Origin of the sequence: Bacteroides sp. 1001302B_160321_D4, assembly GCF_015667765.1 — a bacterium.
GTDB classification, from domain to species: Bacteria; Bacteroidota; Bacteroidia; order Bacteroidales; family Bacteroidaceae; genus Bacteroides; species Bacteroides xylanisolvens.
The window spans coordinates 1-17774 of the sequence record NZ_JADPLO010000026.1 but is presented as its reverse complement, the minus strand read 5'-3'; the positions used below and the strand labels follow the sequence as shown (position 1 = coordinate 17774).

The following is a 17774-nucleotide window of genomic DNA, read 5'->3' as shown; positions in this document are numbered from 1 at the left end:
TTTTTCTTTGTTTCTTTCTTTTGTTTCAAGACAAAAGAAAGAAAGTTTTTGTAAATTTGCAACGAAATCTGATGCCGTTGACATCACTAACCTTTTAATATTACACAATTTATGAAACCAACTTTATTCTTATTGGCAGCCGGTATGGGTAGCCGTTATGGAGGCTTGAAGCAATTAGACGGACTGGGTCCTAATGGCGAAACTATTATGGATTACTCAATCTATGATGCTATTAATGCCGGATTTGGCAAACTTGTATTTGTAATCCGCAAAGATTTTGAACAAGATTTCCGTGATAAAATTATTTCCAAATACGAAGGTCACATTCCTTGCGAACTGGTATTTCAATCAATCGACGATCTTCCGGAAGGCTTTACTTGCCCGGCAGACCGTACCAAACCTTGGGGTACTAACCATGCAGTAATGATGGGTGCTGATGTGATTAAAGAACCGTTTGCAGTGATCAACTGCGATGACTTCTATGGTCGTGATTCTTTCCAGGTAATGGGCAAATTCCTTTCTGCTCTTCCTGAAAATTCAAAGAACGTTTATTCAATGGTAGGTTTCCGTGTAGGAAATACATTGAGCGAAAGCGGTACGGTATCTCGTGGTATCTGTAGTACAGATGCTAAAGGATTGTTGACATCTGTAGTAGAACGTACGAAGATTCAACGTCTGGACGGTGAAGTGAAATATATCGGTGATGATGGCGAATGGACGGCTACTCCCGACACGACTCCGGTAAGTATGAACTTCTGGGGATTCACTCCTGATTACTTCGCTTACAGCCAGGAATTCTTCAAGACTTTCCTTAGCGATCCGAAGAATATGGAAAACCTGAAGAGCGAATTCTTCATCCCATTGATGGTAGATAAATTGATTAATGATGGAACTGCCACTGTTGAAGTACTGGATACTACCAGCAAGTGGTTCGGGGTTACTTATCCGGAAGACCGTCAGAGCGTAGTAGACAAGATTCAGGCATTGGTAGATGCCGGTGAATATCCTGCTAAGTTGTTCTAAAGAAGAGCCATTGATTAAGATAGAGAGCAGTCATTCATAAGAATGACTGCTTTTTTTGTTTTTCATAACGTATCATACTAAGTAGTATCTAATAAATATTCAGTATCTTTGCAGTCCAAAATGTTATAAATCAGAAGCAGAAGTGATTTCAGTAGAAGGATTATCAGTAGAATTTAATGCGACGCCGCTTTTTGAGGACGTCAGCTATGTAATTAATAAGAAAGACCGCATTGCGCTGGTCGGCAAAAATGGTGCCGGCAAATCAACCATGCTGAAGATATTGGCAGGTTTGCAGTCACCGACACGCGGAGTGGTAGCTACTCCGAAAGATGTAACCATCGGATATTTGCCACAGGTCATGATTCTTTCCGACAACCGGACGGTGATGGGAGAGGCAGAACTGGCATTCGAACATATATTTGAGCTTCAGGCGAAGTTGGAACGGATGAATCAGGAACTGGCGGAACGGACAGACTATGATTCGGAAGAATATCATCAGTTGATAGACCGTTTCACGCATGAAAACGACCGCTTCCTGATGATGGGCGGTACGAACTTTCAGGCGGAAATCGAACGGACACTTCTTGGATTGGGATTCAGCCGGGAAGATTTTGAGCGCCCTACTTCGGAGTTTTCCGGTGGATGGCGTATGCGTATCGAATTGGCAAAACTGCTTTTACGACGCCCGGACGTGCTTTTGCTCGATGAGCCGACCAATCACCTTGATATTGAAAGTATCCAATGGTTGGAAAACTTTTTGTCTACACGTGCCAATGCAGTCGTATTAGTCAGCCATGACCGTGCTTTCCTGAATAACGTAACTACCCGCACCATCGAAATCACTTGCGGTCAGATTTACGACTACAAAGTGAAGTACGATGAATTTGTAGTCTTGCGTAAAGAACGCCGTGAGCAACAGCTCCGTGCTTACGAAAATCAGCAGAAACAAATACAGGATACAGAAGACTTCATCGAACGCTTCCGCTATAAAGCAACGAAAGCCGTACAGGTGCAAAGCCGTATCAAGCAACTGGAAAAGATAGACCGCATCGAAGTAGATGAGGAAGATAATTCCGCCTTGCGTTTAAAATTCCCTCCAGCCAGTCGTAGCGGAAACTATCCTGTGATTTGCGAAGATGTGCGCAAAGCGTATGGCAGCCATGTCGTTTTCCATGATGTCAACCTGACTATCAACAGGGGAGAGAAAGTGGCTTTCGTCGGGAAGAACGGAGAGGGTAAGTCTACCTTGGTGAAATGTATCATGGACGAGATTGATTTCGAAGGCAAACTAACGATCGGACATAATGTACAAATCGGTTATTTTGCGCAGAACCAGGCACAAATGTTGGATGAGAACCTGACTGTATTTGATACGATTGACCGGGTAGCGACAGGAGATATCCGTCTGAAGATACGTGATATACTGGGAGCTTTCATGTTTGGAGGCGAAGCTTCGGATAAAAAGGTGAAAGTCCTTTCCGGAGGAGAACGTACGCGATTGGCGATGATTAAACTTCTGCTGGAACCCGTAAATCTACTGATTCTGGACGAACCGACCAATCATTTGGATATGCGTTCGAAAGATGTTTTGAAGGAAGCTATCCGCGAATTTGACGGAACAGTGATTCTTGTCAGCCACGACCGTGATTTTCTGGATGGACTTGCGACTAAAGTATATGAGTTTGGCGGTGGACTTGTAAAAGAACACCTTGGAGGTATCTATGAATTCTTGCAAAAGAAAAAGATAGATAGCTTGAACGAGCTTCAGAAAGGAGCGGGATTGTCGGCTTCTCCTACGGCTTCAGCTAAAGGTAATGAACCTGAAACCGGTCAGCCTTCGGAGAATAAGCTCTCTTACGAAGCCCAGAAAGAACTTAATAAGAAGATTAAGAAACTCGAACGTCAGGTGGCGGACTGCGAAGCCTCAATAGAGGAAACCGAATCCGCGATTGCTATCGTGGAAGCGAAGATGGCAACCCCCGAAGGAGCTTCGGATATGCAGCTCTATGAACGGCATCAAAAACTGAAACAGCAGTTGGATACAATCGTTGAAGAGTGGGAGCGGGTTTCGATGGAACTGGAAGAAACGAAAAATTAGAACAAAACGCATACTTCCGGGCACTATGTGAGAGAAACGTTATACCTTGGTAGAAGGTATTCCTGGCGGGTATCTGTTTCTCGGTGTCGAAACAGGTGTTTCTCGTTGAGGAACGAGGCGTTCCTCGGTGTCGGTCACCTTCCTCCTCGGTGCCGGACTGCGGGTAGGATGATTGTTGATTAGAGAGACTATTTAATTATTTATACAATATGAAAGTAACCAAGTATTTACCAATTCTTGCCGTATGCCTTATGACAACAGGATGTAACAGTAAGAAAGAGGCCGTGCTGACGTCCGGTATCGACCTTGCTAATCTGGATACCACGGCTATGCCGGGTACAAGTTTTTATCAATATGCCTGTGGAGGTTGGGTGAAAGATCATCCGCTGACAGACGAGTATTCACGTTTCGGTACATTCGACATGTTGCGCGAAAACAGTCGTGAACAACTGAAAACATTGATTGCCGAATTGGCAGCGAAGAAAGATAATGCACCGGGCAGTGCTGCGCAGAAAGTAGGCGATCTTTATAATATCGCAATGGATAGCGTGAAGCTGAACCAGGAAGGTGTAGCTCCGATCAAAGCAGAACTGGCAGCCATTGACGCTCTCAAGGATAAAGGAGAAATCTATGCATATATCGCAGAGAGCCAGAAGAAAGGCATCCGTCCTTACTTCACCATGTTCGTAAGTGCGGATGATATGAACAGTTCCATGAATATCGTACAGACCTATCAAGGTGGTATCGGAATGGGACAGCGTGACTATTATCTGGAGAATGACGAGCAGACTAAAAACATTCGTAATAAATATCAGGAACATATCGCCAAAATGTTCCAGTTGGCAGGTTATGATGAGGCTACTGCACAGAAAGCTGTGAAAGCAGTGATGAACATCGAAACTCGCCTGGCGAAAGCGGCTCGTTCACAAGTGGAATTGCGTGATCCTCATGCTAATTATAACAAGATGGATAGGGCGACGCTGAAAAAGAACTTCCCTACTTTTGACTGGGATACTTATTTCACTGTTTCCGGTTTGAAAGATTTGGAAGAAGTGAACGTAGGTCAGCCTGCTGCCATGAAGGAAGTAGCCGATGTGATTAATACCGTATCACTGGACGATCAGAAATTGTACCTCCAATGGGGATTGATAGATGCTGCTGCTTCTTATCTAAGCGATGATTTTGAAGCACAAAACTTCGACTTCTACAGCAGGACAATGTCTGGTAAGAAAGAAATGCAACCTCGCTGGAAACGTTCCGTGAGCACCGTAGATGGTGTTCTTGGCGAAGTGGTAGGACAGATGTATGTAGAGAAGTACTTCCCGGCTGCTGCCAAAGAACGTATGGTTACACTGGTGAAGAACCTGCAAACTTCTTTAGGAGAACGTATCAAAGGTTTGGAATGGATGAGTGAACCGACCAAAGAAAAAGCGTTGGAGAAACTGGCAACCTTCCATGTAAAAATAGGTTATCCTGATAAATGGAAAGATTACTCCGCACTGGAGATCAAAGATGATTCTTACTGGGCAAATATCGAGCGTGCCAACGAATGGGATTACAACGAAATGATTGCCAAAGCCGGCAAACCGGTAGACAAGGATGAATGGTTGATGACTCCTCAAACAGTGAACGCTTATTATAACCCGACTACCAATGAAATCTGCTTCCCGGCAGCTATCCTGCAACCTCCGTTCTTCGATATGAATGCGGACGATGCTATGAACTACGGTGCAATCGGCGTGGTAATCGGCCATGAGATGACTCATGGATTTGACGATCAGGGACGTCAATATGACAAAGACGGAAACCTGAAAGACTGGTGGACAGAAGAAGATGCTAAAAAGTTCGAAGAACGGGCACAGGTGATGGTTAACTTCTTTGACAGCATCGAAGTTGCTCCGGGCGTACACGCAAACGGTAGTCTGACACTTGGAGAGAACATTGCCGACCACGGAGGTTTGCAAGTTTCTTTCCAGGCATTCAAGAATGCAACAGAAGCCGCACCGTTGGAAATTGTTGACGGATTTACTCCGGAACAACGTTTCTTCCTGGCTTACGCTAATGTGTGGGCAGGAAATATCCGTCCGGAAGAAATTCTCCGATTAACCAAACTTGATCCTCACTCATTAGGCAAATGGCGTGTGGACGGTGCTCTTCCTCATATCCAGAATTGGTATGAAGCATTCAAAATCACTGAACAGGATTCGATGTTCGTACCTAAAGAAAAACGAGTGTCTATTTGGTAATAGTTTTTGAATAGAGAATATATATGCGAAGAGGCGTTGATTTTCCGTTGAGGAGAGTCAACGCTTTTTTTTATTAATTCACACCTTATTTATTACGTACGATAAACAATATTTCGTAACTTTGCACACCAAATACTTAATAAGCAATTCAATGTCAGAGTCTAAAAGAATAAAAACTGCATTGGTATCTGTATACCATAAAGAAGGTTTGGATGAAATTATTACCAAACTTCATGAAGAGGGAGTAGAGTTTTTGTCGACAGGCGGAACTCGTCAGTTTATTGAATCATTGGGATATCCTTGCAAGGCAGTGGAAGATTTGACCACTTATCCTTCTATTCTCGGTGGTAGAGTAAAGACATTACATCCGAAAATTTTCGGAGGTATTCTTTGTCGTCGCGGCCTGGAACAGGATATGCAACAGATTGAGAAATATGAAATTCCCGAGATAGATCTGGTTATTGTTGATTTGTATCCGTTCGAAGCTACCGTAGCTTCCGGTGCATCTGAAGCAGACATTATTGAAAAAATCGATATAGGCGGAATCTCACTGATTCGTGCTGCAGCCAAGAACTACAACGATGTAATCATCGTAGCTTCTCAAGCTCAATACAAACCATTATTGGATATGTTGATGGAGCACGGCGCTACTTCTTCACTCGAAGAACGTCGCTGGATGGCTAAAGAAGCATTTGCCGTTTCTTCTCACTACGATTCGGCTATTTTCAACTATTTCGATGCCGGCGAAGGTTCTGCTTTCCGTTGCTCTGTTAATAGCCAGAAGCAACTTCGTTACGGTGAGAACCCACATCAGAAAGGTTATTTCTACGGAAATCTGGAAGCAATGTTCGACCAGATTCACGGAAAAGAAATCTCTTATAACAATCTTCTCGACATCAACGCAGCCGTTGACCTGATCGACGAATTCGATGACCTCACTTTCGCTATCCTGAAACACAACAACGCTTGCGGATTAGCTTCCCGTGCTACAGTTTTGGAAGCTTGGAAAGACGCATTGGCCGGTGATCCGGTTTCTGCTTTCGGCGGTGTATTGATTACGAATGGTGTCATCGACAAAGAAGCTGCAGAAGAAATCAACAAGATTTTCTTCGAAGTGATTATCGCGCCGGATTATGATGTGGATGCACTCGAAATCCTGGGACAGAAAAAGAACCGCATCATCCTCGTTCGTAAGGAAGCTAAATTGCCTAAGAAACAATTCCGCGCTTTGCTGAATGGCGTATTGGTGCAGGATAAAGATACTAATATTGAAACGGTAGCCGACCTGAAAACTGTGACAGACAAAGCTCCTACTCCGGAAGAAGTGGAAGATATGTTGTTTGCCAACAAAATTGTAAAGAACAGCAAATCCAACGCCATCGTATTGGCAAAGGATAAACAACTTCTTGCAAGCGGTGTAGGACAGACTTCACGTGTAGACGCATTGAAACAAGCAATTGAAAAAGCCAAATCATTCGGTTTCGACCTGAATGGTGCAGTAATGGCTTCCGATGCCTTCTTCCCGTTCCCCGACTGTGTGGAAATTGCAGATAAAGAAGGTATTACGGCTGTTATCCAACCGGGAGGTTCGGTAAAAGACGATTTATCATTTGCTTATTGCAATGAGCACGGTATGGCGATGGTGACTACCGGTATCCGTCATTTTAAACACTAATATTAATGAAGAATGAAGAACTAATAATGAAGAATGACTGCACGTGACAGCATCCTCATTCTTAATTCTTCATTCTTAATTCTTCATTTAAAAATATGGGATTATTTTCTTTTACACAAGAGATAGCAATGGACTTGGGCACAGCCAATACTATCATCATCACGAACGGAAAAATCGTGGTGGATGAGCCTTCGGTTGTAGCTTTGGATCGCCGTACAGAAAAGATGATTGCCGTGGGGGAAAAGGCGAAGTTGATGCATGAAAAAACCCACGAAAACATACGTACCATCCGTCCGTTGAGAGACGGAGTGATTGCCGACTTCTATGCTTGCGAGCAGATGATGCGCGGTTTGATAAAGCAGGTGAATACTCGCAACCATTTGTTTTCACCTTCTCTTCGCATGGTGATTGGCGTTCCTTCGGGAAGTACGGAAGTCGAACTCCGTGCTGTCCGTGACTCTGCGGAACATGCCGGCGGTCGTGATGTTTATTTGATTTTCGAGCCGATGGCTGCGGCAATCGGTATCGGCATCGATGTGGAAGCTCCGGAAGGAAACATGATTGTCGATATAGGTGGTGGATCTACGGAAATTGCCGTTATCTCTTTGGGAGGTATCGTTTCCAACAACTCCATCCGCACAGCCGGTGATGACCTGACAGAGGATATTCGCGAATATATGAGCCGTCAGCACAATGTGAAAGTCAGCGAGCGTATGGCAGAACGTATCAAAATCAATGTAGGTGCTGCTTTAACCGAACTGGGTGATGATGCTCCGGAAGATTATATCGTTCACGGTCCGAACCGTATCACGGCTCTTCCGATGGAAGTGCCTGTATGCTACCAGGAAGTAGCTCACTGTCTGGAGAAATCAATTTCAAAGATCGAAACTGCTATCTTGAGTGCGTTGGAAAATACACCTCCTGAACTGTATGCTGATATTGTGCACAATGGTATCTATCTCTCCGGAGGTGGTGCATTGCTTCGCGGACTGGATAAGAGATTGACCGATAAGATCAACATTCCTTTCCATATTGCGGAAGATCCTTTGCATGCAGTTGCCAAAGGTACAGGAGTGGCATTGAAGAACGTAGACCGTTTCTCTTTCTTAATGAGATAAACTGGGGATGAGGAATTTATTAAACTTCCTTCTGAAATACAATTACTGGTTCCTCTTCATCTTATTGGAGGTAGCCAGTTTTGTTTTGTTATTTCGGTTCAACCGTTATCAGCAGAGTGCATTCTTCACTTCTGCCAATACGGTTGTGGGGGCGGTTTATGAAGTTTCGGGAGGGATTTCCTCTTATTTTCATCTGAAATCGGTCAATGAAGATCTGTTGGATCGCAACATGGTGCTCGAACAACAGATCACTAATCTGGAAAAAGCATTGAGAGAGCAGCAGCTCGATTCTATGGCCATCAACAGCATCCGGCAGGTGCCGCAAGCGGATTATCAGTTGTTTAAAGCGCATGTGATAAAGAACAGTTTGAATCTGGTTGATAATTATATCACGCTCGATAAAGGTTCCTCTTCCGGTATTCGCTCCGAAATGGGAGTGGTGGATGGTAATGGGATTGTAGGGATTGTTTATGAAACCTCTCCTTCCTACTCGGTGGTGATTTCGGTACTGAACAGCAAGTCGAATATCAGTTGCAAGATTATCGGCAGTGATTATTTCGGCTACCTGAAATGGGAACATGGAGATTCGCGCTATGCTTATCTGAAAGACTTGCCTCGACATGCAGAGTTTAATTTGGGAGATACAGTCGTTACCAGTGGTTTCTCCACCGTCTTTCCCGAAGGTATAATGGTGGGGACGGTAGATGATATGTCCGACTCTAATGACGGACTTTCCTATCTGTTGAAAATCAAGCTGGCTACTGATTTCGGTAAGTTGAGTGACGTTCGGGTGGTAGCCCGGACAGGTCAGGAAGAACAGAAGAAACTTGAAAACAAGGTGATGAAAGAATGATTATTACTTATATACATAGAATCGGATGGTTTATCGGCTTGGTACTTCTTCAGGTGCTAATCCTTAATAGTGTACATATTGCCGGCTATGCTACTCCTTTTCTCTATATCTATTTTATTCTGAAATTCAGCTCCGGCACTTCCCGGAATGAACTGATGTTGTGGGCTTTTTTCTTCGGGCTGACCATTGATATATTCTCCGATACTCCGGGAATGAATGCGGCAGCTACCGTATTGCTTGCCTTTCTTCGTCCCTCTTTACTTCGTCTGTTCACGCCCCGTGATAATCCGGATAGCTTTATTCCCTCTTTTAAGACGATGGGAATCAGTCCTTTCTTAAAATATACCACTGCAAGTGTTTTTGTGCACAGTCTGGCATTACTCTCCATTGAGTTCTTCTCATTTACCAGCATTTGGCTGTTACTGTTGCGAGTGCTTCTTTGCACTATTCTGACTGTAACCTGTATCATAGCTATAGAAGGGATTAAGAAGTAACGATGGCAAAAGATTATATCTTAGAGAAGCGTAAATTTGTAATCGGAGGCATTGCTATCTCCATTGTTTTGATTTATCTGATACGTCTTTTTGTATTGCAGATTACGACTGATGACTACAAGAAGAATGCTGACAGTAACGCTTTTCTGAATAAGATCCAGTACCCCTCGCGTGGCGCTATTTATGATCGGACCGGTAAACTGTTGGTATTCAACCAGCCGGCATACGACATAACGATCGTGCCAAAGGAAATAGAGAATCTGGACACACTCGATTTATGCCAATCGCTGAATATCACCCGTGCACAGTTTCTCAAAATAATGAGCGATATGAAAGACCGTCGCCGCAATCCGGGGTATTCCCGCTATACCAACCAGTTGTTTATGTCGCAACTTTCGGCGGAAGAATGTGGTGTCTTTCAGGAAAAGCTGTTTAAGTTTCGTGGCTTTTATATTCAACGGCGTACCATCCGTCAATATTCGTACAATGCTGCCGCCCATGCTTTGGGAGATATCGGAGAAGTCTCCGCAAAAGAAATGGAAGCGGATGAAGAAGGATACTACATCCGTGGGGATTATGTCGGCAAGTTAGGAGTCGAGAAATCGTATGAAAAGTATCTGCGTGGCGAGAAAGGAATTGAGATTCTGCTTCGCGATGCGCACGGTCGTATCCAGGGACATTATATGGATGGTGAATATGACCGTCCTTCCGTTCCCGGCAAGAACCTGACATTGAGTTTGGATATTGACTTACAGATGCTGGGCGAACGTTTATTAAAGAATAAGATTGGAAGCATTGTGGCTATCGAACCGGAGACCGGAGAAATCCTTTGTCTGGTATCCTCTCCCAATTATGACCCGCATTTGATGATTGGGCGCCAGCGTGGCAAGAACCATCTGGCCTTGCAACGTGATATGACCAAACCGCTTTTGAATCGTGCCCTGATGGGAGTGTATCCTCCGGGATCTACGTTCAAGACAGCGCAAGGACTGACGTTCCTGCAAGAAGGAATCATCACTGAACAAAGTCCGGCATTCCCTTGCTCACATGGGTTCCATTACGGAAGATTGACAGTAGGCTGCCATGCTCACGGATCTCCCTTGCCATTGATTCCGGCTATTGCTACATCGTGCAACTCCTATTTCTGTTGGGGACTGTTCCGTATGTTTGGCGATCGTAAATACGGTTCGCCGCAAAACGCCATTACGGTCTGGAAAGATCACATGGTTTCGCAAGGATTTGGCTACAAACTGGGAGTTGATTTGCCGGGAGAGAAACGGGGGCTGATTCCGAATGCGCAGTTCTACGATAAAGCCTATCGCGGACATTGGAACGGACTGACAGTAATCAGTATCTCTATCGGACAGGGGGAAATTCTATCCACTCCCCTTCAGATTGCTAACCTGGGAGCAACCATAGCTAACAGAGGATACTTTGTGACACCGCATATTGTAAAGGAAATCCAAGATAATCAGTTGGACAGCATCTATCGCGTACCACGCTATACCACTATTGAGAAAAGACATTATGAATCAGTCGTAGAAGGGATGCGTGGCGCAGCTACCGGAGGAACTTGTCGTATGCTGTCAGTGATGGTTCCGGATTTGGAAGCCTGTGGAAAAACGGGTACTGCGCAGAACCGCGGACACGACCACTCGGTATTTATGGGCTTTGCGCCGATGAACAAACCGAAGATAGCTATTGCCGTCTATGTAGAGAACGGCGGATGGGGGGCTACTTACGGAGTTCCTTTCGGCGCACTGATGATGGAACAGTATTTGAAAGGCAAGCTCTCGCCGGAGAACGAGTTGAGGGCGGAAGAATTTAGTAACAGAGTGATATTATATGGTAACGAGGAACGATAGTTTGTGGAAAACGCTGGACTGGGTAACGATTTTTATTTACCTGCTCCTGATTGTTGGCGGATGGTTTAGCGTCTGCGGAGCCAGCTATGACTATGGCGAACGCGACTTCCTCGACTTCTCGACCCGTGCCGGCAAGCAGTTCGTGTGGATTATCTGTTCCTTCGGACTCGGATTCGTGCTGTTGATGCTGGAAGACCGTATGTATGATATGTTCGCGTACATTATATATGTGGGGATGATTCTCTTGCTCATTGTTACCATCTTCATAGCACCGGACACCAAAGGATCACGCTCTTGGCTTGTCATGGGACCTGTGAGCCTGCAACCCGCCGAGTTTGCCAAGTTCGCTACGGCCTTGGCGTTGGCTAAATATATGAATTCTTATTCATTCAGTATCAAGAAAGAAAAGTGTGCCTTTATTCTGGGATTCATCATTCTTCTCCCGATGTTATTGATTATCGGGCAGCGGGAGACAGGATCTGCATTGGTTTATCTTGCTTTTTTTCTGGTTCTTTATCGTGAAGGAATGCCGGGAGTAGTGCTTTTTGTGGGCGTATGTGCGGTAATCTACTTTGTGGTCGGCATCCGTTTTGATGAAGTCTTTATCGCCGATACTCCTACACCACTGGGAGAATTTATCGTATTACTATTGATCTTATTATTTGCCGGTGGTATGGTGTGGGTATATCGCAAGAAATGGTCTGCTATCCGCAATATCATTGGTGGAAGTTTGGCTATATTATTGATTGCTTATTTAATATCCGAATATTGGGTACATTTTAGCCTCGTTTGGGTGCAATGGGCGCTTTGTATTGTGGTGATAGGCTATCTGATTTATTTGGCATTAAGTGAGCGGCAACGTACTTATTTCCTGATTGCCCTGTTTACAATCGGTTCTGTCGGCTTCCTGTATTCCAGTAACTATGTATTTGATAATGTGCTCGAACCTCACCAGCAAGTCCGTATCAAAGTAGTGCTCGGTTTGGAAGAAGATTTGACCGGTGCTGGATATAATGTGAATCAGTCCAAGATTGCCATCGGTTCCGGTGGGTTGACAGGAAAAGGATTCCTGAATGGTACGCAAACAAAATTAAAGTACGTGCCCGAACAGGATACCGACTTTATATTCTGTACAGTGGGTGAGGAGCAAGGATTTGTCGGCTCGGCTGCTGTCCTGTTGGCTTTCCTTATTTTGATCTTACGATTAATCTTCCTGTCCGAACGGCAGACTTCCAACTTTGGGCGGGTTTATGGATATTCGGTTGTCAGTATTTTCCTTTTCCACTTATTTATTAATATCGGTATGGTGCTGGGGTTAACTCCGGTTATCGGTATTCCATTGCCTTTCTTCAGCTATGGAGGTTCTTCTTTATGGGGATTTACGATATTGCTGTTTATCTTCCTGCGTATTGATGCAGGACGTGGCAGAAGACTCTAATCTTACTGCTTCTCAATACGGATACCTACATCGCTCAATCCTTGTAACTTTTCATCTTTCATTCCGCTCATAATTTTAATAGTATAATTTGTAGGATGTAAAGGGCGAACAGATGTAATAAAAGTTTCCGATTGGTAAATGCTTCCCCATCCGTGTCCCGTCCATCTTCCGGTAGAGTCAGCCAGGCAGAAAGCAATGGTATCAGTGCGCCATACCGTAGAATCCTGTAGATTCTGACTGATAAATAAATGGAGGTTATGATAAGGATATTCGATACTGTTGCGGACTTCCGCAAAAAGCCGGAGAGTAGTGGGAACGCTGTCAGTTATGGGAATCTGAAAAGAGAGTGTATCACTCTTTCCCCATCCCTTGTTGGGAAGGGATTGATAAGAGTGATACACTGTATGTTCATTGCAGGCTGTCAGTAAGCAAGCGCTGAATAGACTCAATATACTATTCTTGAGTAGGCTTTTCATTAGTTGACTGTTTCTCCTGATTCTGATTTCTTTCCGGTCTGGAAGGACGCTCGTGGTTGGGACGGCGTTCTTGACGTTCCTGCCCTTGCTGTTCCCGTTGACGGTCTTGTTGTTGCGGACGTTCCTGATTCGACCGTTCCTGTCCTTGTGGACGTTCTTGATTTGATCCTCTTTCCGGACGTCTGTTTTCGTTGTTCCGTCCCTGGTTTTGTCCTCTGTTCCGGTTGTTGTTATTGTTATTTCTCGGGCGGTTGTCTCTTTCCCCTCTGTTGCCGTTTTCTGGCTGTTGCGGGCGGTTTTCATTCTCCCGTTGAGGTTGTTGCGGACGATTGCCGCCTTCTGCTTGCTGTTGCGGGCGGTTTCCGTTATTATTGTTTCCTTTTTTCTTCTTTTTATTATTCCGGTTAGCGTTATTGCCGCCCTCTTTATTATTCCGGCTGCGGTCGAAACGGGTAACACTTTCCTGTTCCAGCAAATCAACTGGTTTTCTTGGTTCCGGTTTCTTTTCTTCTTCGAGCAAGCTGTCCGGTTTCATCCCTTTCTTATTCATGGAGATTACTTCAAACGCACGTTTGCCGCTGATAGTGACCAGATTGGCTGGGAAGTTTTTATCCGTAGAATAAGAAACCTGATTGCTTAGAATATCCGCTTTGAAGAAATAGAAAGTGCCATCTTTCGTTTCCAACTCTATCTCTCTTGAAGGGAGACGTTTTTGAGCTTCCACATAACAGTCCACCTCGTAGTTCAGACAGCATTTCAGCTTAGCGCACTGTCCGGCAAGTTTCTGCGGATTCAATGAGATATCCTGAAAACGGGCTGCACTGGTAGAAACAGAGACGAAGCTCGTCATCCATGTAGCGCAGCAAAGTTCGCGTCCGCAAGGACCGATCCCGCCGATGCGTCCTGCTTCCTGACGGGCACCGATTTGTTTCATTTCGATACGTACGCGGAATGCTTCGGCCAATACTTTAATCAGTTGCCGGAAGTCTACCCGCTCATCGGCGATATAGTAGAAAATAGCTTTGTTGCCATCTCCCTGATACTCCACATCACCGATTTTCATATCCAGATTGAGATTCAACGCAATCTGACGCGCACGAATCATCGTAGCGTGTTCTTTGGCTTTGGCTTCGTTGAACTTTTCCATATCTACCGGCTTAGCTTTCCGATAGACACGCTTGATTTCCGTATCTGCTTTGAAGTTTGCTTTCTTCATTTGCAGGGGAACGAGCCGGCCGGTCAATGTAACCACGCCGATGTCATGGCCGGGAGCCGCTTCAACGGCAACTACATCTCCTTTTTCCAGTTTAATCTTGTTGCTGTTCCGAAAATATCCCTTCCGGGTATTTTTGAATTGCACTTCCACCATGTCACTCTCTTCCGCATTGCCCGGAATGTCCGCCAGCCAATCGTAGGTGTTCAGCTTTTTATCTTGTCGGGAGCATCCTTTGCAGCAAAGGCCACCGCTTCCATTATGAAGTTTATATTCCATAAGTTTATATATTTATTATTGCTTCAACAGTACAATCATCTTCAGCGAGAAGTCGAAGAATACCATTTTAGCATTTACATTCTGTTCTATATGTAGTTGCGCTTCGCTCAGTTCGTCCATGATGCCCATCACGTTGCGTTCGTTGACAAAAGGCGCAAAGCGGGTTGCAAAATTCTGTTCATTAATCGTCATATACGTCAAATTGCGCTGGTGCAGGTTGAAGATAAAATTCTCCCGAATCATGCGCTGGCAATATTCCAGGAAGTTCTTCTGACGTTCACGTCCCATACCCGCCACTTGCTCGCTCCACATTTTCATCTCCCTGATTTTCCGTTGGTAAGACAACCGCATCAGGCTGACAAACAAGTCAAAAAACAACTGGTTCTCTTCATTCAGATGAATTGTTTCGAGTGCCTTGATAAAATTCCCGTTTGCCAGATGGGCAATGGAAATGCTGTCGGCAGGCAAAATGTTATATTTCGTCTGTAATACCCGGTCGATGCTGGCTTCATCAATCTTCCGTACATTCATGCGCTGGGTACGGCTTAGGATAGTAGGCAGAATCATGTCCGGTGCTTCCGATACCAATAAGAAAACCGTTTTTTCGGGCGGTTCCTCAAGCAACTTCAGCAGTTTGTTGGCACATACCGGATGCATTTTTTCCGGCAGCCATACAATCGTAATCTTAAATCCTCCTTCACTGGATTTCAAACTAAGCTTTTTCAGAATCTCGTCACTCTCTTTGGCATAGATCAATGCCTGTGAGTTCTCGGCATCCATCTCTCCTAACCAGTGATTGAGATTAAAGTAAGGATGATTGATAACAAACGGTCGCCAGTCGGCTATATAATCATCGCATACTTCCTTTTTCCCCTTTGCGCTTTTCACGATAGGGAATACGAAATGTACGTCGGGATGCACCAATTTATTGAATTTCACGCAGGACGGACACGTTCCGCAGGCATCAGTCTCCCCCCGATTAGTGCAACTGATGTAACGTGCGTATGCAATAGCCAACGGCATTTTCCCGACCCCTTCCGGTCCGCAAATAAGCTGGGCATGTGGAATACGCCCCTCATTCACTTCCTGAATGAGCCGTTGCTTGATTTCTTCCTGTCCGATTACGTCTCTGAAAAACATATCAATAAATGATTTTGGCTACTTCTTTGATACTGTCTACTGCTCCGATAGAGTAGAAATGAATACTCGGCACTCCGTGAGCCATCAACTCCTTGCACTGGGCTACACACCATTCGATACCTACTTGCTCGGCTTCCGCGTCATTTTTGCATTTCAAAGCCTCTTTCACTAAGTCTTCCGGCAAGTCCACTTTGAAAGTCTTTGGAATCATGCTCAATTGAGACAGCTTCTTGAACGGTTTGATTCCCGGAATGATAGGTATATTGATACCTGCCGCCTTCGCCTGCTCCACAAATTCAAAATATTTCCTGTTATCGTAGAACAACTGCGTCACGGCATATTCCGCCCCGTTCTCCACTTTTTTCTTCAGCCAGTAAAGGTCAGTCTCGATATTAGGCGCTTCTTCGTGCTTCTCCGGATAACAAGCCACCCCGTAAGAAAACGGTGTACTGCTGACTTTCATCTCCGAACCGTCCACAAAAATACCTTTATTGAAATTATTGATTTGCTCCTGCAACTCAATAGCATGATGGTATCCGTCACCTTCCGGTGTAAATACCGACTCATGTTTCGCTTTGTCACCACGCAACACCAGTAATTCCGTGATATTCAGAAATTGCAGGTCGAGCAACACATACTCGGTTTCTTCGCGGGTGAATCCGCTGCACAAAATATGCGGGACTACCGTAATATTGTATTTGTTCTGAATGGCGGCAGCCACGGCAACCGTTCCCGGACGCCTTCTCAAGCGGTTTCTCTGAAACAATCCGTTACCGAGGTCTTTATACACATATTCGCTGCGGTGGGTAGTGATATTGATATATTTCGGGTCAAATTCCCGAAGCGTATCGATTGTCTGATATAACTTTTCTATTCCCGTTCCTTTCAGCGGTGGAAGTATTTCGAAAGAAAAAGCAGTTTTCTTGTTGCTATGTATTAAATCAATTACTTTCATTCTTTTTTTTGCTAATGTTCGTTATCTACTTGGATTAAACGTGCATATTGGGACAAAAATACGAAAAAAGAAAGATTTCTTCTTGATTTACTCTAAAATAGTTTTGTTTTTATCGTACTATAATAGATAAAAGAGGGAATATCCCCTGCAGGATACACCCTCTTTTACCTAATCACTATTATATTAGAATTTACTTGTCGAGGAATGATTTCTTCATTCTGGCGATGTCCGTCAGATAATCTTGTAAATCCTGTTCATGTTCTTCCTCTTCGGCAAGAATATGTTTGGCGATGTCGCAGGTAGTGAAATCTTTCCCATTGGTAAAATCTGCAATTTCCTGATAACGAAGGATTGCGCAGCGTTCGGAAGCTACATTATCTTTCAGCAAACTGACAGAGTCGAACCCCTGCGGAGCATCATATTTGCATCTTGCCAACTCAAACCATTGCTTAGGGTCGAGCACCGGAACTCCTTCCAACTCAATGATACGGTCAGCGAGCAGTTGCGCATGTCTGCGCTCTTCTTCGGCATGTTCCTCAAATTCACCCTGTACATCGGCACGCATGGCACCTTCCACTACTAATGCACCTATCCAATATTGATAGTATGCCAACCATTCTTCAGCTAATGCTGCGTTCAACTGTGCGATTAAACTTTCTACATCTAGTTTCCCTTGTAGAATTTTTACACTTTCTCTAGCCATAATTTTTATGTTTAGGTTACTATGTTTAAGTTGCCAATGTAACAGACAGGCGGGATTTTTGTTTATGGCTCATTGAGAATTTAACAGAAAGATAGCTTTACCTACACATAAGTTTGTAAAGGGTTCTTCGTCAAATTTGGTGGTAATCTCTTTTTTATTTCGATGGTTTTCCTCTTCTTCTTTCTTAATCCTATAAAA

General features: G+C 44.4%; 14 protein-coding genes. 9 read left to right on the top strand and 5 right to left on the bottom strand.

Going from position 1 to position 17774, the window contains the following annotated elements; translation table 11 throughout:
- Positions 1-111 precede the first annotated feature (111 nt).
- From KFO40_RS11810 to rodA, 9 genes are all read left to right on the top strand, one after another.
- Positions 112-1023, top strand: a complete 912-nt coding sequence (locus KFO40_RS11810) for an NDP-sugar synthase (protein ID WP_004299937.1) — start codon at positions 112-114, stop codon at positions 1021-1023.
- A 142-nt stretch (positions 1024-1165) separates the two neighbouring features.
- Positions 1166-3121: an ABC-F family ATP-binding cassette domain-containing protein gene (locus tag KFO40_RS11805; RefSeq protein ID WP_117684369.1), complete on the top strand. Its 1956-nt coding sequence runs from the start codon at positions 1166-1168 to the stop codon at positions 3119-3121.
- Between the two features lie 209 nt (positions 3122-3330).
- A complete protein-coding gene (locus KFO40_RS11800) occupies positions 3331-5367 on the top strand; it encodes a M13 family metallopeptidase (RefSeq protein WP_211146389.1) in 2037 nt (678 codons plus the stop codon).
- Between the two features lie 151 nt (positions 5368-5518).
- On the top strand, positions 5519-7042 hold the full coding sequence (gene purH / locus KFO40_RS11795) for a bifunctional phosphoribosylaminoimidazolecarboxamide formyltransferase/IMP cyclohydrolase (protein ID WP_004310431.1): 1524 nt from the start codon (positions 5519-5521) through the stop codon (positions 7040-7042).
- A gap of 95 nt (positions 7043-7137) precedes the next feature.
- On the top strand, positions 7138-8160 hold the full coding sequence (locus tag KFO40_RS11790; RefSeq protein WP_004299941.1) for a rod shape-determining protein: 1023 nt from the start codon (positions 7138-7140) through the stop codon (positions 8158-8160).
- Between the two features lie 7 nt (positions 8161-8167).
- Positions 8168-9013 carry a rod shape-determining protein MreC gene (mreC, locus tag KFO40_RS11785; RefSeq protein ID WP_004299942.1) on the top strand — a complete coding sequence of 282 codons (846 nt, stop codon included), beginning with the start codon at positions 8168-8170 and terminating at the stop codon, positions 9011-9013.
- Positions 9010-9507, top strand: coding sequence for a rod shape-determining protein MreD (gene mreD, locus KFO40_RS11780; protein WP_004314401.1), 498 nt, complete (start codon positions 9010-9012; stop codon positions 9505-9507). The genes mreC and mreD overlap by 4 nt, the downstream gene beginning before the upstream one ends.
- A gap of 2 nt (positions 9508-9509) precedes the next feature.
- Positions 9510-11372, top strand: coding sequence for a penicillin-binding protein 2 (gene mrdA, locus KFO40_RS11775; protein WP_004324644.1), 1863 nt, complete (start codon positions 9510-9512; stop codon positions 11370-11372).
- On the top strand, positions 11353-12810 hold the full coding sequence (gene rodA, locus KFO40_RS11770; RefSeq protein WP_004324645.1) for a rod shape-determining protein RodA: 1458 nt from the start codon (positions 11353-11355) through the stop codon (positions 12808-12810). Before mrdA ends, rodA begins: the two co-directional genes overlap by 20 nt.
- Before the next feature lie 2 nt (positions 12811-12812).
- Here the strand turns inward: rodA and gldH are convergent, their stop codons facing one another.
- The 5 genes from gldH to KFO40_RS11745 form a co-directional block, all read right to left on the bottom strand.
- Positions 12813-13286 carry a gliding motility lipoprotein GldH gene (gene gldH, locus KFO40_RS11765; protein WP_004324646.1) on the bottom strand — a complete coding sequence of 158 codons (474 nt, stop codon included), beginning with the start codon at positions 13284-13286 and terminating at the stop codon, positions 12813-12815.
- Complete coding sequence (locus KFO40_RS11760; protein WP_004304909.1) at positions 13264-14778, bottom strand: stage 0 sporulation family protein; 1515 nt, start codon at positions 14776-14778, stop codon at positions 13264-13266. The genes gldH and KFO40_RS11760 overlap by 23 nt, the downstream gene beginning before the upstream one ends.
- A 15-nt stretch (positions 14779-14793) precedes the next feature.
- Entirely contained in the window at positions 14794-15918 is a 1125-nt protein-coding gene (locus tag KFO40_RS11755) for an ATP-binding protein (RefSeq protein ID WP_004304908.1), read from the bottom strand.
- Between the two features lies 1 nt (position 15919).
- The gene (gene metF / locus KFO40_RS11750; protein ID WP_004304907.1) at positions 15920-16873 is read right to left on the bottom strand and encodes a methylenetetrahydrofolate reductase [NAD(P)H]; all 954 of its coding nucleotides are present in this window, start codon (positions 16871-16873) and stop codon (positions 15920-15922) included.
- A 190-nt stretch (positions 16874-17063) separates the two neighbouring features.
- Entirely contained in the window at positions 17064-17576 is a 513-nt protein-coding gene (locus KFO40_RS11745) for a ferritin-like domain-containing protein (RefSeq protein WP_211146388.1), read from the bottom strand.
- Between the last annotated feature and the right edge of the window lie 198 nt (positions 17577-17774).